The 19,255-nt window shown below is 74.3% G+C and carries 10 protein-coding genes and 1 tRNA gene; 1 reads left to right on the top strand and 10 read right to left on the bottom strand.

Annotation, left to right across the window (positions count from 1 at the left end; genetic code table 11):
* The first annotated feature begins 41 nt into the window (after positions 1 to 41).
* On the top strand, positions 42 to 1,748 hold the full coding sequence (locus ACFIF2_RS13740; RefSeq protein WP_395572886.1) for a bifunctional 3'-5' exonuclease/DNA polymerase: 1,707 nt from the start codon (positions 42 to 44) through the stop codon (positions 1,746 to 1,748).
* Positions 1,749 to 1,755: 7 nt separating this feature from the next.
* Here the strand turns inward: ACFIF2_RS13740 and ACFIF2_RS13735 are convergent, their stop codons facing one another.
* The 10 genes from ACFIF2_RS13735 to ACFIF2_RS13690 all read right to left on the bottom strand — a co-directional run bounded on the left by ACFIF2_RS13735 (position 1,756) and on the right by ACFIF2_RS13690 (position 19,120).
* On the bottom strand, positions 1,756 to 5,001 hold the full coding sequence (locus ACFIF2_RS13735; protein ID WP_395572885.1) for a BTAD domain-containing putative transcriptional regulator: 3,246 nt from the start codon (positions 4,999 to 5,001) through the stop codon (positions 1,756 to 1,758).
* Positions 5,002 to 5,295: 294 nt separating this feature from the next.
* Entirely contained in the window at positions 5,296 to 6,201 is a 906-nt protein-coding gene (locus ACFIF2_RS13730; protein WP_395572884.1) for a glycosyltransferase family 2 protein, read from the bottom strand.
* A 208-nt stretch (positions 6,202 to 6,409) separates the two neighbouring features.
* Positions 6,410 to 6,483: transfer RNA gene (locus tag ACFIF2_RS13725), tRNA-Thr, on the bottom strand.
* A gap of 130 nt (positions 6,484 to 6,613) precedes the next feature.
* Positions 6,614 to 8,242: an alpha/beta hydrolase gene (locus ACFIF2_RS13720; RefSeq protein ID WP_395572883.1), complete on the bottom strand. Its 1,629-nt coding sequence runs from the start codon at positions 8,240 to 8,242 to the stop codon at positions 6,614 to 6,616.
* A gap of 126 nt (positions 8,243 to 8,368) precedes the next feature.
* Positions 8,369 to 9,574: a DNA polymerase III subunit delta' gene (locus ACFIF2_RS13715; protein WP_395572882.1), complete on the bottom strand. Its 1,206-nt coding sequence runs from the start codon at positions 9,572 to 9,574 to the stop codon at positions 8,369 to 8,371.
* Positions 9,575 to 9,821: 247 nt separating this feature from the next.
* The gene (tmk, locus tag ACFIF2_RS13710) at positions 9,822 to 13,181 is read right to left on the bottom strand and encodes a dTMP kinase (protein ID WP_395572881.1); all 3,360 of its coding nucleotides are present in this window, start codon (positions 13,179 to 13,181) and stop codon (positions 9,822 to 9,824) included.
* 169 nt (positions 13,182 to 13,350) lie between these two features.
* Positions 13,351 to 16,209, bottom strand: coding sequence for a type I DNA topoisomerase (topA, locus tag ACFIF2_RS13705; protein WP_395572880.1), 2,859 nt, complete (start codon positions 16,207 to 16,209; stop codon positions 13,351 to 13,353).
* A gap of 270 nt (positions 16,210 to 16,479) precedes the next feature.
* On the bottom strand, positions 16,480 to 16,677 hold the full coding sequence (locus ACFIF2_RS13700) for a hypothetical protein (RefSeq protein ID WP_395572879.1): 198 nt from the start codon (positions 16,675 to 16,677) through the stop codon (positions 16,480 to 16,482).
* A 279-nt stretch (positions 16,678 to 16,956) separates the two neighbouring features.
* On the bottom strand, positions 16,957 to 18,483 hold the full coding sequence (locus ACFIF2_RS13695) for a methyltransferase (RefSeq protein ID WP_395572878.1): 1,527 nt from the start codon (positions 18,481 to 18,483) through the stop codon (positions 16,957 to 16,959).
* A gap of 46 nt (positions 18,484 to 18,529) precedes the next feature.
* The gene (locus ACFIF2_RS13690; protein ID WP_395572877.1) at positions 18,530 to 19,120 is read right to left on the bottom strand and encodes a small secreted protein; all 591 of its coding nucleotides are present in this window, start codon (positions 19,118 to 19,120) and stop codon (positions 18,530 to 18,532) included.
* Between the last annotated feature and the right edge of the window lie 135 nt (positions 19,121 to 19,255).

Raw genomic sequence — 19,255 nt, 5'->3', positions numbered from 1 at the left:
GACCGCAGGCCGTTGTCAGACCCGCCTGCGACACTCGCGACATGGCCGACCGGTGGGCACTCGCCGTGGCCGAGGACGGTGGCGTGGAGGTCGCCCCCCTCGGCCCCGACGGCCTGCCCGCCGGACCGGTGCGGCGCGAGGCCGACCTCGCCGGCGCCGTGCGGAGCCGGCCGGACGTCGCGCGCTGGGTGTGGCGCTCCACCGCCGAGATCGCGCCCCGGCTGCTCGCGGCGGGGGTCCGCGTGGAGCGGTGCTACGACGTGGAGGCCGCCGAGACCCTCCTGCTCGGCCACGAGGGGCGGTACGGACAGCCGCGCTCGGCGGCGGCCGCCCTGGCCCGGCTGCGCGGCGGGCCCGTCCCGCCCGACCCGCCGCAGCGCTCCGCCGAGCCGGGCGCGCAGACCCCGCTGTTCGAACCCCAGGGCGCCCACCCGCCCCTGGACGACCTCCTCGCCGTCTACGCCGAGCAGCAGCGCCGGCACGACCGGTCCGCGCACCCCGACCGGATGCGGCTGCTGACGGCCGCCGAGTCGGCGGGGATGCTGGTCGCCGCCGAGATGAACCGCGCCGGGCTGCCCTGGCGGGCCGACGTGCACCGCGCGGTGCTCCACGGCCTCCTCGGCGAGCGGTACGCGGGCGGGGGCGAGCCGCGCCGCCTGGCCGAGCTGGCGGAGGAGGTGTCGGCGGCGTTCGGGCGCCGGGTCCGGCCGGACCTGCCCGCCGACGTGGTGAAGGCGTTCGCGCAGGCCGGGATCAAGGTCGGCTCCACCCGCCGGTGGGAGCTCGAGTCCGTCGACCACCCGGCCGTGAAACCGCTGATCGAGTACAAGAAGCTGTACCGCGTCTGGGTCGCCCACGGCTGGTCCTGGCTCCAGGACTGGGTGCGCGACGGGCGGTTCCGCCCGGAGTTCCTGGCCGGCGGCACCGTCACCGGCCGCTGGGTGACCAACGGCGGGGGCGGGTTGCAGATCCCCAAGGTGATCCGGCGGGCCGTCGTCGCCGACCCGGGCTGGCGGCTGGTCGTCGCCGACGCCGACCAGATGGAGCCGCGCGTCCTGGCCGCGATCTCCCGCGACCCCGGCCTGATGGAGGTGGCCGGCCGCGAGAGCGACCTCTACCAGTCCGTCTCCGACCGCGCCTTCTCCGGCGACCGCGACCAGGCCAAGCTCGCCGTGCTCGGCGCGGTCTACGGCCAGACCTCCGGCGACGGCCTGAAGAACCTCGCCGCGCTCAGACGCCGCTTCCCCCGGGCGGTCGCGTACGTCGACGAGGCGGCCCGCGCGGGCGAGGAGGGGCGGCTGGTGCGGACCTGGCTGGGCCGCACCTGCCCGCCGGCGGCCGGCGCGGCCGACGGTGCCGAGGAGGCGGGCCTTCCGCAGGAGGACCCCGCCGACCCGCGGGACCGGGCACAGGAGGGCCAGGCGCAGGAGTGGGTGCCCGGCTACGCCTCCGGCAACACCCGCGCGCGGGGCCGCTTCGCCCGTAACTTCGTCGTCCAGGGCAGCGCCGCCGACTGGGCCCTGCTGCTGCTCGCCGCGCTGCGGCGGGCCTGCGCGGGCATGGCGGCCGAGCTGGTCTTCTTCCAGCACGACGAGGTGATCGTGCACTGTCCGGCCGAGGAGGCCGAGGACGTCGTCGCGGCGATCCGCCGGGCGGCCGAGCTGGCGGGAGAGCTGACGTTCGGGCGGACGCCGGTGCGGTTCCCGTTCACGACGGCGGTGGTGGAGTGCTACGCGGACGCCAAATGACCGGCCCTCACCGACCGGGGGCGCCGTGCCCGGGGTCGTCGGCCAGCAGCTCCCGCAACTCCCCCGCCACCGCCCTCGCGTCCGTCGCGTCGAGCGCGGCCAGCGCCGTCCGCCACTGCCCGTACGCCTCGTCGTCCCGGCCCCGCTCCCGCAGCAGGAGCCCGTACTGGTGGCGGACGAGGCCCCCGGTGTAGCGGTCGGCGCGGGCGTCGGCGCGGCCGAGCAGCTCGGCGCACTCGTCCAGGGCCCGTTCGGTACGGCCCAGCAGGCGCAGGGCGCGGACCAGGCCGAGCCGGGTCTGGGACTCGCCGTGCCAGTCGCCGTGCCCGCCCAGGATGCGCAGGCTCTGCTCGAAGTGCTCGGCGGCGGCCGCCGGTTCGCCGAGCGTGAGGTGCGCGTAGCCGATGTTGCAGTGCGCCGAGTGCTGCACGATCACGTTGCCGATCTCGTCCCCGATGGCCAGCGAACGCCGGTGCTGCTCGATCGCGGCGCGCGGGTCGGTGTGCTCGTGGAGGTTGCCGAGATGCTGATGGGTGACCGCCTCACCCCACGGGTCGTTCAACCGCTTCGAGTACGCGAGGCTCTGGCGCAGCGCCTCGGCCGACTCGTCGTGCCGGCCGAGCTTTTCGAGGAGCAGGCCGCTGTTGTTGAGGCAGCGACGGATCCGGGTGACCGTCCCGAGCCGCCGCCACAGCGCGAGCGAGCGCTCGTTGAGCGCGAGCGCCTCACCGTGCCGTCCGGTCAGGAAGTGCAGGCCCGCGAGGTCGCCCAGCGCGTACGCCTCGGCGGCCGTGTCCCCGTGGCGCCGCGCGAGACGGAGGGCCACCCGGCCCAGCACCTCCATCTCGGCCACCCGGCCGCTGCGCTGGGCGCAGGGGAAGAGGAGGCGGGCGAGGGAGGCGAGATCCCCGGCGCCCCCGGCCTCTCCGGCCTCCCCGGCCTCCCCGGCCTCCCCGGCCTCTCCGGCCTCTCCGGCCTCCCCGGCGTCGCGGACCTCCCCGGCGTCGCGGCCGTAGCGCTCGGCGAGGGCGATCACGTTCCCCAGCTCCAGGTCGAGCCAGGAGAAGGCGTCCTCGGGCCGGTCGAAGGGGGCGACCGAGGCGACCTCCGCCTCGTGCCCGGACGGCTGCGCGGCCGTGGGGCGGCGACGGTCGTCCTGGTCGATGCCGGGTTCGACGATCGCGGTGAGGACGCGCTCGGCGACGGCGGCGTACCAGCGCAGGGCGGTACCGACCGTGGCCCGCGTACCGTCGGCGTCGCCGCGTGCGATCTCCCGGGCGAACTCGCGCACCAGGTCGTGCGGGGCGTAACGGCCGTACGCGGTCTCGTCCAGCAGGGCCACGTCCACGAGACGGTCGAGCGCGGCCTCGGCGCGCCGCTCGTCGGTGGCGAGGAGACGGGCCAGCAGCGGAGCCCCGTACGCGGGCAGGTCGAGGGCGCCGATACGGCGGAGCGCGAGGGCCGCGTCCCGGTCGGCCTCGCGGTCGGACGCGGCGAGCGCGTCGTGGGCGACCGCGAGGGAACGGCGCACGCTCAGGTCGTCGTACTCCAGGTGGTTCAGCCGCCCTCCGGTCGCGGCCAGTTGACCGGCGAGCACGTCGGGGGTGAGGGCACGGCGCGCGGCGAGGCGGGCGGCGACGACCCGCAGAGCCAGGGGGAGGCGCCCGGTCAGCTCGACGAGGGGGTGCTCGGCGTCCAGCCCGCCGAGGGGCCCGGGAGAGTCGGCGGGGTCGGCGGGAGCGCCGGGTTCCGCCCGCCCGGAGGCCGTGCGCAGCAGCGCGGCACTCTCCGCGGCGGACAGGGGCGCGAGCCGGAAGCGGTGGGCGCCGTCCAGTGCGGTGAGCGGCGACCGACTGGTGACGATCACCGCGCAGCCGGGGCCCGCCGGCAGCAGGGGGCGTATCTGCGCGGCGCTTCCGGCGTCGTCCAGCAGCATGAGCGTGCGGGTCGGCGCGAGCAGCGAGCGCAGCAACGCGGCCGCCGCGTCGGGCCGCTCGGGGACGAGCCGGGGATCGGCACCGAGGTCGCGGAGCAGCGCGGTGAGGGCCTGCTCCGAGGTCAGCGGGGACATGCCGGGGGTGGCGCCGTGCAGGTTGAGGTAGAGCTGCCCGTCGGGGAAACGTTCCTTCAACGTATGGGCGACCTGGAGCGCGAGCGCGCTCTTGCCGACACCGGCCATGCCGCTGACGACGGCGACGCGGGGATGCGAGCCGGGCGCGAGGGCACGGACCAGCTCGCCCCTCAGGTCCGCGCGCCCGATGAAGTACGGGGGTGAGGGCGGCAGTTGCGCCGGCGGCGGCGGACTGACCTCGGACACCTCGGGCACCTCGGACACCGGAACGGGGCCTACGGGCACCCCACCGCCACCGGCCGCCCGCGGGACGCAGCCGTCCCGCTCCACACGCGCCTCCGGCAGCACCCCCACATGCGCCTCCCGCAACACCTCCACATGCGCCTCCCGCACGGCGGGGCCGGGCTCGATGCCCAGCTCCTCGGTGAGCCGGGCACGCAGATCCCGGTGGACGGCCAGCGCCTCGGCCCGCCGTCCGGTGCGGTGCAGGGCCAGCATCAGCTGTCGGTGGTACGCCTCCCGCAGCGGATGCTCGGCGGCGAGTGCCGCCAGCTCCGGTACGAGGCTCTCCAGCCGCGCGCCGCCCACGGCCAGTTCGGCGTCGTAGCACCACTCGGTGAGCAGCAGCCGCGTCTCCCGCAGCCGCCGGACGAACGCGTACCCGCCCACCTCGGCCGGCAGCCCGGCCAGCGGCACCCCCCGCCACAGCGCCGACGCCGCCGAGCCCGCGCGCACGACCCGCGTCCAGTCCCCCACGGCGTGCGCGGCACGCGCCTCGCTCGCAAGGGCCTCGAAGACGTGGACGTCCAGCTCTCCCTCCCCGACCCGCAGGAGGTATCCGGCCGGCACGGTGCGCAGTCGGCCGGGTTCGCCGATCAGCCGTCGCAGCCGGGTCACGTGATTGTGCAGCGAGGCCTGCGCGGACGCCGGCGGGGAGGCCCCCCACAGCGCGTCCTTGAGCGACTCGACGGACACGGCCCGCCCCGCCTCCAGCAGCAGCGCGGCGAGCAGGGCACGGGCCTTGGGACTGGCGACGGGAATCGGGGCGGGGACGGAGACGGGCACGCGGGCGGCCATGGGACCGGAATCCGCGGCGGCCGCCGGAGCCCGGACGGGCACGGCACCGGCGCCGTAGAGGACCGGAGGTCCCAGCAGCCCGAACCGCAGGCGGTCACGTTCCACGCCGCCCTACCACCTTCCGCACGGCGGTCCTCCGCCGGTCCGCCTCGGCCCTCTGCGTCACGGCGATCCGCTCGCCAACGGAGAACCGTTGGCCACATGTTAGCGATTCGTTGGCAAGATCTGATGTGATCACATCATCGGATCCGGCCCGGGGGTGCGCGCGTACGACGCGTTGCTCGGGGGAGTGTCGCCGCCGCGCCGGGTCCGGGGACGCATGAGGGCCCCGGTCGTCAGAGGTGAGCGACCGGGGCTCTCGTCCGGCCCGCCGCCCGGGCCTCCGTGTCCACGGCCCTCTCAGATGACGGGCGGCCGTCCCAGCCGCGTCAGCCGCCCCACCGTGCGCCAGCGCATCGGCCGCCGCTCCCCCGCCGGCTTGCGCAGTCCCTCCACGAACCCGCCGAACCACGCCCGCAGCCCGCCGAGCGACCGGTTGCGCGCGAGCGTGAGCAGCATCCACACACCGAGGTGGACGGGGATGAGCGGCAGCGGCAGCCGGCGCCGGGCGAGCCACACCCGGTTACGGGCGTTGACCCGGAAGTAGATGGCGTGCCGCGCGGGCGAGGTCTTCGGGTGCTGGAGCAGCAGCTCGGGCGCGTAGAGGATGCGCCACCCGGCGTCGGCCGCGCGCCAGGCCAGGTCGGTCTCCTCGTGCGCGAAGAAGAACTCGGCGGGCCAGTCGCCGACCTCGTCGAGCATCGCCTGCCGCAGCGCGTGCCCGCCGCCGAGGAACCCGGTGACGTAACCGCCCCGCAGTGGATCGGAGGCACCGACCCGGGGGACGTGCCGCTGCTGCGTCTCCCCGTGCTCGTCGGCGATGCGGAAGCCGACGATGCCGAGCCGGTCGTCGGCGGCGAACAGCTCCCCCACCCGTCGCAGTACGTCGGTGTCGACGAGGAGCCCGTCGTCGTCCAGCTCCACGACCACGTCGGTGTCGCCGAACTCCCGCAGCCGCGCGAGCGCCACGTTCCGTCCGCCGGGGCAGCCCAGGTTCTCGTCGACCTCGATGGACGTGACCTCACCGGGCAGCGACAGCCGCGCGGCGAACTCGGGCAGCGGACAGCCGTTGCCGACGATCACGATCCGGGCGGGCGGAACGTCCTGCTTGGCCACGGACTCCAGCAGGGCGTCGACCTCGGCGGGCCGGTTCCCCATGGTCACCACCGCGACGGCGATCCTCGGCGCACCCGTGTCCTCGCCCATGCCCTCACCTCGTCCCCGGCCGACAACGTGTCCGCGATGCTAGCCGTTCACACCCCGGATCAACGGCGTACGCCGGCCCGTGACCCGCCGATTCGCCACACCGGCCGCGCCACCGCGCACCACGGCCCCTGGTACGGGAGAACGCGGGAAACGGTTCAGAAACGGCAAAACCCCAGACCGGAACATCTCCGGCCTGGGGTTTCAGCTGAGCCGCCTTCGGGATTCGAACCCGAGACCTACGCATTACGAGTGCGTTGCTCTGGCCATCTGAGCTAAGGCGGCGTGTGCTGTGCACCATGGTGCGATCAGCGACGTCGGTAAGTCTACACAGTTTCCGGGGGTGCCTCGTACCCGCCCCGGAGGCCGGGGCTCCGGGGCGGGCGGGGAGGTCGCCGGGCGGTCGCCGGGGTGGTTACGAGCAGCGTTTTCCGTCCTGCGGGGCGGTGCCGCGCAGCAGGTAGGTGTTGATCGCGGAGTCGATGCAGGTGCTGCCGCGGCCGTAGGCGGTGTGGCCGTCGCCCTCGTAGGTGAGGAGGCGGCCGGAGGAGAGCTGGCCGGCCAGGGCCTCGGCCCAGCGGTACGGGGTGGCCGGGTCGCGGGTGGTGCCGACCACGACGATCGGGGTGGCGCCGGCGGCCTCGATGCGGTGCGGCTCGCCCGTGGGCGCGACCGGCCAGTACGCGCAGTTCAGTGAGGACCAGGCGAGGCCCTCGCCGAAGACCGGGGACGCCTTCTCGAACTCGGGCAGCGCGTCGCGCACCTCGTCCGGGGAGGAGAAGGCCGCGGGGAGGTCGAGGCAGTTCACGGCGGCGTTGGCGAACATCAGGTTGCTGTAGCCGCCGTCGGCGTCGCGCTCGTAGTAGCTGTCCGAGAGGACCAGCAGACCGGCGCCGTCGTTCTCCTTCATCGCCGAGGTCAGGGACTCGCGCAGCTGCTGCCAGGCACCCTCGTCGTACATCGCCGCGATCACGCCGGTGGTGGCCAGGGACTCGGTGAGCTCGCGGCCGTCGGCGTCACCGGCGGGGATCGGCTCGGCGTCCAGGTCGTCGAAGAAGGCCTTGAGGTTCTTGCCGACCTGGGCAGGGGTGGTGCCCTTGCCGCCGAGGGGGCAGTCGGGCTGCCGGACGCAGTCCTTCGCGAACGACTGGAACGCCGTCTCGAAGCCCGCCGTCTGCTCCAGGTTCAGCCGGCGGGCGGGCAGGGACGGGTCCATCGCGCCGTCCAGGACCAGGCGGCCCGCCCGGTCCGGGAACAGGCCGGCGTACGTCGCCCCCAGGAACGTGCCGTACGAAGCGCCCACATAGGTCAGCTTCTCGTCGCCGAGCACCGCCCGCAGGATGTCCATGTCCCGGGCCGCCTCGACGGTCGACACGTGCCGCAGCAGCTTCGGCGCGTCCGCTCCGCAGCCCTCGGCGAACTCCTTGTACGCGTCGACCAGCTCGCCCGACTCGCCCTCGTCGTCCGGGGTGACGTCCGTCTGCGTGTACGCGTCCATCTCGCGGCCGTCGAGGCACTCCACGGGCTCACTGCGGGCCACGCCCCGCGGGTCCACAGCCACCATGTCGTACCGGGCGCGGACCTCCTTCGGGTAGCCGATGCCCGCGTACTGCTGGAGGTACCCGACGGCCGAGCCGCCCGGTCCGCCCGGGTTCACCAGCAGCGAGCCGAGCCGCTTGCCCGGGCCGGTGGCCTTCTTGCGGGCCACCGCGAGCCGGACGTCCCCCTCGGTCGGCTTCGTGTAGTCGAGCGGGGCCTTCATGGTGGCGCACTGGAAGCCGGGGACACCGCAGTCGCGCCAGCTCAGCCTCTGCCCGTAGTACGGCGCCAGCTCGGACGGCGTGGCTCGGGGCAGCGCGGCCAGCGAGGCCTTCGCCGCCTCCGTCGAGCCTGCCACCTCGGCCGCCGCCGAACCGGCGGAGGTCGACGCGCCCCCGGCCGAGCACGCGGTGACGAGCAGCGCGGCGGCCAGGAGCGTGGCTCCGGTGCGGATCCGGCCGCTGCGGGTCCTTCGGGTCCTGCGGTGAGTGCGCCTTGTGTGCATTCAGCGAGCGTAACTCTCCGCGACGACATCGATGCGGTACGTGCTCGCCGTGCCACGGACGAGTTACGTGGTCAACCGGGACGGACGGCGGGTCGCCCGGACACCCGGTGAGTCGCGGGGGCTGAGTCAGCCCGCTCTGAGCGCCATCGTCATCGCCTCCACCGCGAGCAGCGGCGGCACGTTGCGGTCGAGGGCCTCCCCGCAGGCGGCGATCGCCTCGATGCGGCGGAGGGTGGACTCGGGGGAGCTGCCGCGGGCGAGCCGGTCCAGGGCGTCCTCGGCGTCGCCGTTGGCGATCGCCACGCGGGAGCCGAGCTGGAGCGCGAGGACGTCGCGGTAGAAGGCGGTGAGGTCGGCCAGGGCGAGGTCGAGGCTGTCACGCTGCGTACGCGTCTTGCGGCGCTTCTGCTTCTCCTCCAGCTCCTTCATGACGCCCGCCGTACCGCGCGGCATCCGGCCGCCCTGGGCCGCGCCCAGCGCCGCCTTCAGCTCGTCCGTCTCCTTGGTGTCCATGTCCTCCGCGAGCTGCTTGGCATCCGCCGCCGCCGCGTCGACCAGCTCCTGGGCCGCTCTGAGCGCGCCGCCGACGTCCTCGACCCGCAGCGGCAGCTTCAGCACGGCCGCCCGGCGCTCGCGGGCGGCCGGGTCGGTCGCCAGACGGCGGGCCCGGTCGATATGGCCCTGCGTGGCGCGGGCCGCCGCGGCGGCGACGTCCGGCTCGACGCCCTCGCGGCGGACGAGCATGTCGGCCACGGCCTCGACCGACGGGGTGCGCAGATTCAGGTGGCGGCAGCGGGAGCGGATCGTGGGCAGGACGTCCTCGACGGACGGGGCGCACAGGAGCCAGACGGTCCGCGGGGCGGGCTCCTCGACGGCCTTGAGGACGGCGTTGGCGGACTTCTCGTTCAGCCGCTCGGCGTCCTCGACGAGGATGATCTGCCAGCGGCCGGTCGCCGGCGAGGTGAACGACTTGCGGACCGTGTCCCGCATGTCCTTGACCAGGATCTCGGCGCCCACCGCGGTCACGGTGCTGACGTCCGCGTGGGTGCCGACGAGCGCGGTGTGGCAGCCGTCGCAGAAGCCGCAGCCGGGTACGCCGCCGAGGGCCCGGTCGGGGCTCACGCACTGGAGCGCGGCGGCGAAGGCCCGCGCCGTCTGCGTCACCCCCGCGCCGGGCGGGCCGGTGAACAGCCACGCGTGCGTCATGCTCGACGCCTCGGGAAGCGGCCGGTCGGCCGCGGCGGCGGTGACGAAGGCGTCGGCGTCCCGGGCCGCGGCGGCGAGCTGCTCGCTCACCTTCTCCTGCCCGACGAGGTCGTCCCACACGGTCATGGGTCACGCCGTCCTTCCGTCACACTCCGCCGCGCTGTCCAGCACCGCACTCCGCGCTCCGCACTCCGCGTCGCGCCTCCATTGTGCGGGGCGCCACTGACATCGACGCCGAGGCCGTCCCGGGATCCGGACCGCTCAGGGCCGCCCCGCGACCCTGCCCGACCTGGCCGGCGCGCTGCCCGGGCAAGCCCCGGCCGGGACAGTCGCCCCGGCCCCCGGCCGGGACAGTCGCCCCCGCCGGGACCGGTCAGCGCCGCCCGGGACCCTTGCCCCGGCGGCCTCCGTCAGCGCCGCGGCCGTCGTCGCCCCGGTCGGCTCCGTCGTTGTCGCGCGGGCCGAGCAGCTCGTCGGCCAGCGTCGGCAGGTCGTCCAGCGGTGTCTCCTCGGCCCAGTCCGAGCGCCGCCTGCGGGGCGGTGCCTGGTCGGGGTCGATCTGGGGCAGCTCGCGGGTACGGTCCCGCGACTCCTCCGAGCGGTCGGGCCTCGCGGCCGGCTCCTCCTCGCGGAAGTAGCCCGGCGGGACCCGGTCGGCGGGATCGTCCCCCCGTACCGGAGGCAGCACCGCCGTCTCGTCCGCGGCTCCCGGCGTGACCTGAGGCAGCACCGTCGTCTCCTCGGCGGCTCCCGGCGTGACGGGCGGCAGCACCGTCGTCTCGTCCTCGCCGCGCGGTTCCACCGCCGGCAGCACCGCCGTCTCGTCCGCCGCGCCCTCCGGGGCCGGCGGCACCGGCGGCATCGGCAGCTCGGCCGTCACCTCGGACTCGGAGACGCCGGGCGCCCGGCCGTCCCCCTCGCTCGCACCGCGGGCGTCGTCGTCCGCGTCCCGGGTGTCCCGCTCCCGCACCGGCCGCAGTACCGCCGTGTCCTCCACCGGCCCGCCGGAGGCGTTCGTCGGGGTCACGACCGGCGTCGGCACGGTCGCCGCGTCCGTAGGGGCCGCGGGCTTCGGCCGGGGCGTGTCCGCCGCGGGCGGTGCCGTCGGCCTGGGGCCCGCCGCGGCCGCTGCCGCCGCCTGCTCCGCCGCCCGGCGTGCCTCCTCGGCCCGCATCAGGGCCTCCTCGGCCTTGCGCTGCTTCTCCAGGCGCCGCGCCTCGGCCTCGGCCCGCAGCCGCTCCTCCTCCGCGGCCTGCTTACGGCGCCGCTCCTCCTCGGCCCGGCGCCGCGCCTCCTCCTCGGCCCGCGCCTTCTCCTCGGCGAGGAGCCGTGCCCGCTCCTCCTCGGCCTTGCGGCGCGCTTCCTCGGCCCGCAGCCGGGCCTCCTCGGCCTGCCGCTCGGCCTCGCGGCGCTGTGCCTCCTCCAGCTCGCGCCGCTTGCGCTCCTCCTCCTCGGCGCGCAGCCGCTCCAGCTGTTCGAGGCGCTCGCGCTCCAGGCGCTCCTCCTCGGCCTTGCGCGCGGCCTCTTCCTCGGCCTTGCGGCGCGCTTCCTCCTCGGCCTTGCGACGCGCCTCCTCCCGGGCCTGGATCTCGGCCTCGGACAGCGGCAGCACCTGGTCGAGCCGGTGGCGTACGACGGTGGTGACGGCCTCGGGCTCCTGGCCGGCGTCCACGACGAGGTAGCGGCCGGGGTCGGCGGCGGCCAGGGCCAGGAAGCCGGAGCGCACGCGGGCGTGGAACTCGGCGGGCTCCGACTCGAGCCGGTCCGGCGCCTCGGTGAACCGCTCGCGCGCGGCTTCCGGCGAGACGTCCAGCAGGACGGTCAGATGCGGTACGAGCCCGTTGGTCGCCCAGCGGTTGATGCGGGCGATCTCGGTCGGCGACAGGTCGCGCCCCGCGCCCTGGTAGGCCACCGACGAGTCGATGTACCGGTCGGAGATGACCACGGCGCCGCGCTCCAGCGCGGGCCGGACCACGGTGTCGACGTGCTCCGCGCGGTCGGCGGCGTACAGCAGCGCCTCCGCGCGGTGCGACAGACCGGCGCTCGACACGTCCAGCAGGATGGAGCGCAGGCGCTTGCCCACCGGGGTCGCCCCCGGCTCGCGCGTCAGCACGACCTCGTGTCCCTTGCCCCTGATCCACTCGGCGAGGGCCTCGGCCTGGGTGGACTTGCCGGCGCCGTCGCCGCCCTCCAGGGCGATGAAGAAGCCGGTCCCCGCGGGCGTCGGCACCGGGTCGTCGCCGCCGAGCAGCGCGTCGCGCAGGTCGTGCCGCAGCGGCACGCCGGAGCGGTCGTCGACCTTGGCGAGCACCAGCGCGGCCACCGGCAGCAGCAGCGCGCCGGCCAGCATCAGGACGAACGCGGCACCGCCGTGCGCGAAGACGAACTTGCCGCTCTCCAGCCGGTGCGGCCCGATCGCGGCGGCCACCACGGGGGCGACGACCGCGCCCAGCGCCACGTACACCCGGACGACCGCGTGCAGGTGCTCGGTCGTCCGCGCCCGGCGGTGGTCCTCGGTCTCCTGGTCGAGCAGGGTGTGCCCGGTGTTGGCGGCCACACCCGAGGCGACGCCGGCCAGCGTCAGGAGCAGCAGCACGGTGGTGTCGTCCGGGACCAGCCCGGCGGCCAGCAGGGCGACGCCGGCGAAGGCGATCGCCAGGGCCAGCAGCCGACGGCGCGACAGGGAGGGCAGCAGGGCGGGGGCGGTGCGGATGCCGACGACGACCCCGCCGGTCAGCGCGCCCACCATCAGCCCGTACAGCACCGGGCCGCCGCCCAGGTCCTTGGCGTGCAGCACCGCCACGGCGACCGCGGCGGCCACCACGGCGGCGACCGCCGCGCAGGCGAGCACCAGCAGGGGCAGGGCCCCGGTGCGGCCCTTGTCGACGCCCGTGCCGCTCTTCGGGCGGCGCAGCCCCTCCAGCGGCGACCGCGCGCGCGGGGTGCGGGCCGAGGGCAGCTCCAGGAAGGTCACCACGGACAGCGAGGCGGCGAACAGCCCGGCCGCGACGTACGACCCGAGGGCCGCCTGGTGCTCGGCGAACCAGTCGCTGCCGGCGCCCAGCAGGTTGTTCAGCAGGCCCGCGACGACCAGCACGGCGCCGGCGAGCGGGATCGCCACGAAGCTCGTGCGCAGCGAGAGGCGGCGCAGCGTGCCCATGTGGTCGGGCAGCGGCCGTATCGTCGCGCCCTCCGGGGGCGGTCCCGGCAGCAGCGCGGGCGCCGCGCTCTCCCGGCACACCGTCCAGAAGCGCTCGGCGACACCGGTGACGAAGACGGTCACCAGGAGGTAGGCGAGCGCGTCGTCGGGCGTCCAGTCGATCCACAGGGGCGCCACGATCAGCAGCGCGGCCCGCAGCCCGTCGGCGCCGACCATGGTCCAGCGCCGGTCGAGCGGCCCGTCCGGCGAGGTGAGAGAGGTGAGGGGCCCCAGCAGTACGGCACCGAAGAGGAGCGTCGCCAGGATGCGTACGCCGAAAACGGTCGCCACTGCGAACGCGACGCCCCGGTACCCCCCGCCGAAGGAGCCCGCGCCGATCGCGGCCTGGACGGCGAGGAGGACCAGCACCAGGAGGGCGAGGATGTCGCCGACACCCCCCACGAGCTGTGCGCTCCACAACCGCCTCAACTGCGGTCGGCGCAGCAGGGCGCGGACGGCGCGCTCGCGGGAGTCCGCGACCAGGGCGTCGTCCGGGGCGGGGTGAGGGGCCGTTGGCTGCTCGGCTCGCGTCATGCGTTCAGCCTATCGGTCGGCACGGACAGTGCGGCGGGCCCGGCCGAACGCACGCACGCCCCGACACCGAAATGATGCCGGGACGTGCGTTTCGCGAAGCGCGCGCGGGACGGGAGGACGGGACGAGGGGGACGGAGGACCTGGGAACCAGGCGGTTCCTGAGCCGGTCTCAGTCCTCCGCGCCCTTGGCGGCGGTCGTCTTCCCGGCCGCCGTGGCCGTCTTCTTGGTGGCGGTCTTGGCCGTCGTCTTCTTCGCGGCCGTCGTCTTGGCCGCCGTGGTCTTGGCCGCCGTGGTCTTCTTGGCGGCGGTCTTCTTCGCCGTCGCCTTCTTGGCCGGGGCCTTCTTCGCGGCGGACTTCTTCGCCGTCTTCTTGGCGGGCCCCTTGGCGCGCTTCTCGGCGAGCAGCTCGTAGCCGCGCTCGGGCGTGATCTCCTCGACGCTGTCGCCGGAGCGCAGGGTCGCGTTGGTCTCGCCGTCGGTGACGTACGGGCCGAAGCGGCCGTCCTTGACGACGACGGGCTTCTCGCTGACCGGGTCGGTGCCCAGTTCCTTCAGCGGCGGCTTGGCCGCGGCCCGGCCACGCTGCTTGGGCTGGGCGTAGATCGCCAGCGCCTCCTCCAGCGTGATCGTGAAGAGCTGGTCCTCGGAGGTGAGGGACCGCGAGTCCGTGCCCTTCTTCAGGTACGGGCCGTAGCGGCCGTTCTGCGCGGTGATCTCCACGCCCTCGGCGTCGGTGCCGACGACACGCGGCAGCGACATGAGCTTCAGGGCGTCGTCGAGGGTCACCGTGTCCAGGGACATCGACTTGAACAGCGAGGCCGTACGCGGCTTCACGGCGTTCTTGCCGGTCTTGGGGGTGCCCTCGGGGAGGATCTCGGTGACGTACGGGCCGTAGCGGCCGTCCTTGGCGACGATGGCGTGGCCGGTGGCCGGGTCGGTGCCCAGCTCGAAGTCGCCGCTCGGCTTGGCGAGCAGTTCCTCCGCCAGCTCGACGGACAGCTCGTCGGGTGCCAGGTCCTCCGGGACGTCGGCGCGCTGGTGGTTCTCGGCGTCCTTCTCACCGCGCTCGACGTACGGGCCGTAGCGGCCGACGCGCAGCACGATGTCGTTGCCGACGGGGAAGGACGACACCTCGCGCGCGTCGATCGCGCCGAGGTCGGTCACCAGTTCCTTGAGGCCGCCGAGGTGGTCCCCGTCGCCGTTGCCGGCGTCGGCGGCACCGCCGCCCGCGCCCTCGCCGAAGTAGAACCGCTTCAGCCACGGCACGGACTGCGCCTCGCCGCGGGCGATGCGGTCGAGGTCGTCCTCCATCTTGGCGGTGAAGTCGTAGTCGACGAGCCGCCCGAAGTGCTTCTCCAGGAGGTTGACCACGGCGAAGGAGAGGAAGGACGGGACGAGGGCCGTGCCCTTCTTGAAGACGTAGCCGCGGTCCAGGATCGTGCCGATGATCGACGCGTACGTCGACGGGCGGCCGATCTCGCGCTCTTCCAGCTCCTTGACCAGCGACGCCTCGGTGTAGCGGGCCGGGGGCTTGGTGGCGTGCCCGTCGACGGTGATCTGCTCGGCCGTCAGCGCGTCGCCCTCGGCGACCTGCGGCAGCCGGCGCTCGCGGTCGTCCAGCTCGGCGTTCGGGTCGTCGGCGCCCTCGACGTAGGCCTTGAGGAAGCCGTGGAAGGTGATCGTCTTGCCGGAGGCGCTGAACTCGACGTCCCGGCCGTCGGAGGCGGCGCCGCCGATCTTCACGGTGACGCTGTTGCCGGTCGCGTCCTTCATCTGGGAGGCGACGGTCCGCTTCCAGATCAGCTCGTACAGCTTGAACTGGTCGCCGGTCAGTCCGGTCTCGGCGGGCGTGCGGAAGCGGTCGCCGGAGGGGCGGATCGCCTCGTGCGCCTCCTGCGCGTTCTTGACCTTGCCGGCGTAGGTGCGCGGCTGGGGCGGCAGGTAGTCGGCGCCGTACAGCTGCGTCACCTGGGCGCGGGCGGCGGAGACCGCCGTGTCGCTCAGGGTCGTGGAGTCCGTACGCATGTAGGTGATGTAGCCGTTCTCGTACAGCTTCTGGGCGACCTGCATGGTCGACTTCGCACCGAAGCCGAGCTTGCGCGATGCCTCCTGCTGGAGCGTCGTCGTACGGAACGGGGCGTACGGCGAGCGGCGGTACGGCTTGGACTCGACCGAGCGGACGGCGAACCGCGTGTCCTCCAGCGCGGCGGCGAGCGCCCGGGCGTTCGCCTCGTCGAGGTGGAGGGTGTTGGCGCTCTTGATCTGCCCCAGGGAGTCGAAGTCGCGGCCCTGCGCGACGCGCCGTCCGTCGACCGTCTGGAGGCGGGCGACCAGCGACGACGGGTCGGAGGCGTCTCCCGCGCGGCCGGTCGCGAAGGTGCCCGTGAGGTCCCAGTACTCGGCGGAGCGGAACGCGATGCGCTCGCGCTCCCGCTCGACGACGAGGCGGGTGGCGACGGACTGGACGCGGCCCGCCGACAGCTTCGGCATGACCTTCTTCCACAGGACCGGCGAGACCTCGTAGCCGTAGAGGCGGTCGAGGATGCGGCGGGTCTCCTGGGCGTCGACGAGCTTCTGGTTGAGCTCGCGCGGGTTGGCCACGGCGGCGCGGATCGCGTCCTTGGTGATCTCGTGGAACACCATGCGCTTGACCGGGATCTTCGGCTTGAGGACTTCCTGGAGGTGCCAGGCGATGGCCTCGCCCTCGCGGTCCTCATCGGTGGCGAGGAAGAGCTCGTCGGAGTCCTTCAGCAGGTCCTTGAGCTTCTTGACCTGCGCCTTCTTGTCGGCGTTGACCACATAGATCGGCTGGAAGTCGTGTTCGACGTCCACACCGAGGCGGCGGACCTCACCGGTGTACTTCTCCGGCACCTCCGCGGCGCCGCTGGGAAGGTCGCGGATGTGCCCGACGCTCGCCTCGACGACGTAGCCAGGGCCGAGATAGCCCTTGATCGTCTTCGCCTTGGCAGGCGACTCGACGATGACGAGTCGGCGGCCGCCGTTCGCGGTCTCGCTGGTCGGGGACAACTTCGCTCTTCTCTCCGGTCGACGCTGGGGCCTCCCCAGGCAGTGCTCCCGGGGTCGGGTCGTGCTGCGTTCGGGTCGTGACGCTGCGGAGTGTGACGGTACCTCCCGCCCCCGTGTCAAACGGGAAAAGCCCGCAACGGCCACTCGAACGGTAACCCGACGAACCCGGTTCCTGCCGCCCGGAGTGTGTACCGGCCCTGGCGCACGTATCCGGAGCGCGACCCCCCGATTACCCGGGCGGGGGTGCGGCCGGGGTCCGGAACCGGCCTCTCACACGCGGGTCAGGCACCATGCCGCGAGGGCCAGCGCGACGATCCCGGCGACGCTCGCGAGGGTCGCCGATGCGACGGGGCTCACACCGTGCGCGACGGGCCGGCCGTGCCGCACCCGGGTCGCGGTCCACGTGAGCAGACCGGCTCCGAACAGGCCGAACACCATTCCCGCGAAGATCGCCGGCCCACTCTCCATGGTCCCCGTGCCCCTTTTCTCCAGCCCGCGCCTGTCCAGCCTCCGGGAGGCTGACACGCGCGGGCGGCGGGCAGGCGAACCCGAGGTGAACGGGGAGCCGACGGACCGCCCCGCCCGTGCCCGGTGGCTCGTTTCTCCCGTACGGCGACGGAGCCGGACGGCGGCGGAAAAATCCGGGCCGCGGGAGGAGCCGCGGTCGGGCCACGGCCGGGCCACGGGAGGAACGGCGGTCGGCGGGAGGGGCCGCGGTCGGCCGCGGGAGGGGCCGTGGTCGCTTCGCTACGCCGGTTCGAGGAATCCCTGCTCCACCAGGAGCCGGATCTGGGCGGGCGTACGGTCGCGCAGCGCCACCGGGTCCTCGCCGACCAGCTGGGCGATGGCGTCCAGGATGCGGCCGGCGCTCATGGTGCCGTCGCAGACGCCCGCGAAACCGGCGCCGACCGTGTCGACCCGGGTGGCCCGGCGCATGCCGCGGTTCTGGCGCAGGACGACGTGCTCCGGGTCCTCGGCGCCGGGCAGCCCGACCTGCTCCTGGACGACCTCGCCGGCCAGCGTGAAGTGCGCTTCGAGCAGGGCGGCGTCGTCGTGGGCGCGCAGGTAGTCGACGCGGTCGAAGTGCGCCCGCACCGTCTCGCCGAGCGGCTGCTCGATCGGATGCGGCCACTCCTCGACGGTGACCGAGGGCTCGGCGGACGCGGTCCGGCGCAGCGTGATCCAGCCGAAGCCGACCGCCTTGACCTTGCGCGCCTCGAACTCGTCCAGCCACGCGTCGTACCGCGCCTGGTACTCGGCCGCGTCGACGCGGTGGTCGCCCGCGTCCCTGAGCCACAGCTCGGCGTACTGCGTGACGTCCTGCACCTCGCGCTGCACGATCCAGGCGTCGCAGCCGCGCGGCACCCAGGAGCGCAGCCGGTCCGTCCAGTCCTCCCCCTCCACGTGCTGCCAGTTGGCGAGGAAGTGCGCGAACCCGCCCTCGTTCAGGCGCTCCCCCGTCTGCTGAACGAGCGAGCGGCACAGATCGTCCCCGCCCATCCCGCCGTCCCGGTAGGTGAGGCGGGCGCCGGGCGAGATCACGAACGGCGGGTTGGAGACGATCAGGTCGTACGTCTCGTCGTCGTGGACCGGCTCGTAGAGGGAGCCCTCGCGCAGGTCGGCGTCCTGGGCGCCGGACAGGGCGAGGGTGAGCGCGGTCATGTGCAGCGCGCGCGGGTTCACGTCGGTCGCCGTCACGCGCGTGGCGTGCCGGGAGGCGTGCAGGGCCTGGATGCCGGAGCCGGTGCCGAGGTCGAGGGCGGCGGAGACGGGCGTACGGACGGTCAGGCCGGCCAGCGTCATGGAGGCGCCGCCGACGCCGAGGACGACGCCCTCGGCGCGGTTGCCGATGCCGCCGGCGCCGCCGACCGCGCAGCCCAGGTCGGAGACGATGAACCAGTCCTCGCCGCCGGGCCCGCCGTACGGCCGTACGTCCACGGTGGCCGTCACCTCGTCGTCGCCCGCGCGGACGAGCCAGCCGCTGTCCAGGCAGGCGTCGGCGGGCAGCACGTCCGCCACGCGCGCGTAGGGCACGGGCTGCTGGAGGAGGAACAGCCGGACGAGCCGTTCCAGCGGCGTGTCGCCGCGCGTGGCCCGCAGCGCGGGCACGGTCTCGCTGCGCGACAGGGCCGCGTAGGCGGGTGCGCCGAGCAGCTCCAGCAGTCCGTCGGCAGTGAAGGAGGCCCCGAGCAGGGCGTCCCGCAACCGGGCGGCCACATCGGGGCGGTCGGCAGAGGGCAGGGGGGACAGGCCGGTGTTACTCACACCCCCCATTGTGGCCCGGTGGGCCGCCCCCCGCCCCGTGTCCGCGCGGCGGACGTCAGCCGGCCGCGGCCGACGGCGTCACCGAGGCCGCCTTGCAGCTCTCCTGCTTGGCCATCGCCTGGCCGACCTCGCCCTCCTCGAGCGTCTTCAGCGCGTTGCTGCCGCTCCTGCTGAGCTTGTTCAGCTCGGTGGCGATGTCCTTGAGGCCGTCGGCGAACTTCGCCTGGTCCTCGGTGTCGAGGGCCTCCACCTGCTTGCGCAGGGAGGCGTACGACGAGGAGAGGCCGTTGAGCTCGGTGACCGCGTCCTTCTGCTTCTTCTCACCGTCCTCGACGTCCGGCACCCCGGCCTTCTGCACGGCACCGCCCATCGCCTTGTAGGCGTCGGACATGTCCTGGAACGCCTTCGCGTCGGTCTTCTGGACCTCCGCCGGCGTGCTGTTGTCCGAGGTCTCCTTCTGGATCGCGGCGTTGGCCGCCTCGATCTTCTTGGCCTGCGGCTGCACCGCGTCGCAGACGTCCTTCGCCCAGCCGTCGAGCTTGTCGTTGTCGTCGCTGCTGCTGCATCCCGTCAGCGCCAGTACCAGTACCGCACCGCCGGACAGTGCGGCCGCGAGCTTCTTGTTCACCGGATTGGTCCCTTCCATGGCTCTCGGCCCCGGAACATACACGCCGGATGGAGGACATCTACAGGACGAACATCCGTTAGGACCGTATTGAAGCCATTTGCACCAAGAGAGAGAAGGCTCACGGTGAGACGGCGCGCGCATGCGTGAGGCGGG

This window comes from Streptomyces sp. BK79, assembly GCF_044142145.1.
Taxonomy (GTDB): domain Bacteria; phylum Actinomycetota; class Actinomycetes; order Streptomycetales; family Streptomycetaceae; genus Streptomyces.
The sequence above is the reverse complement of the archived record's forward strand: the minus strand, read 5'-3'. Positions and strand labels throughout refer to the sequence as shown.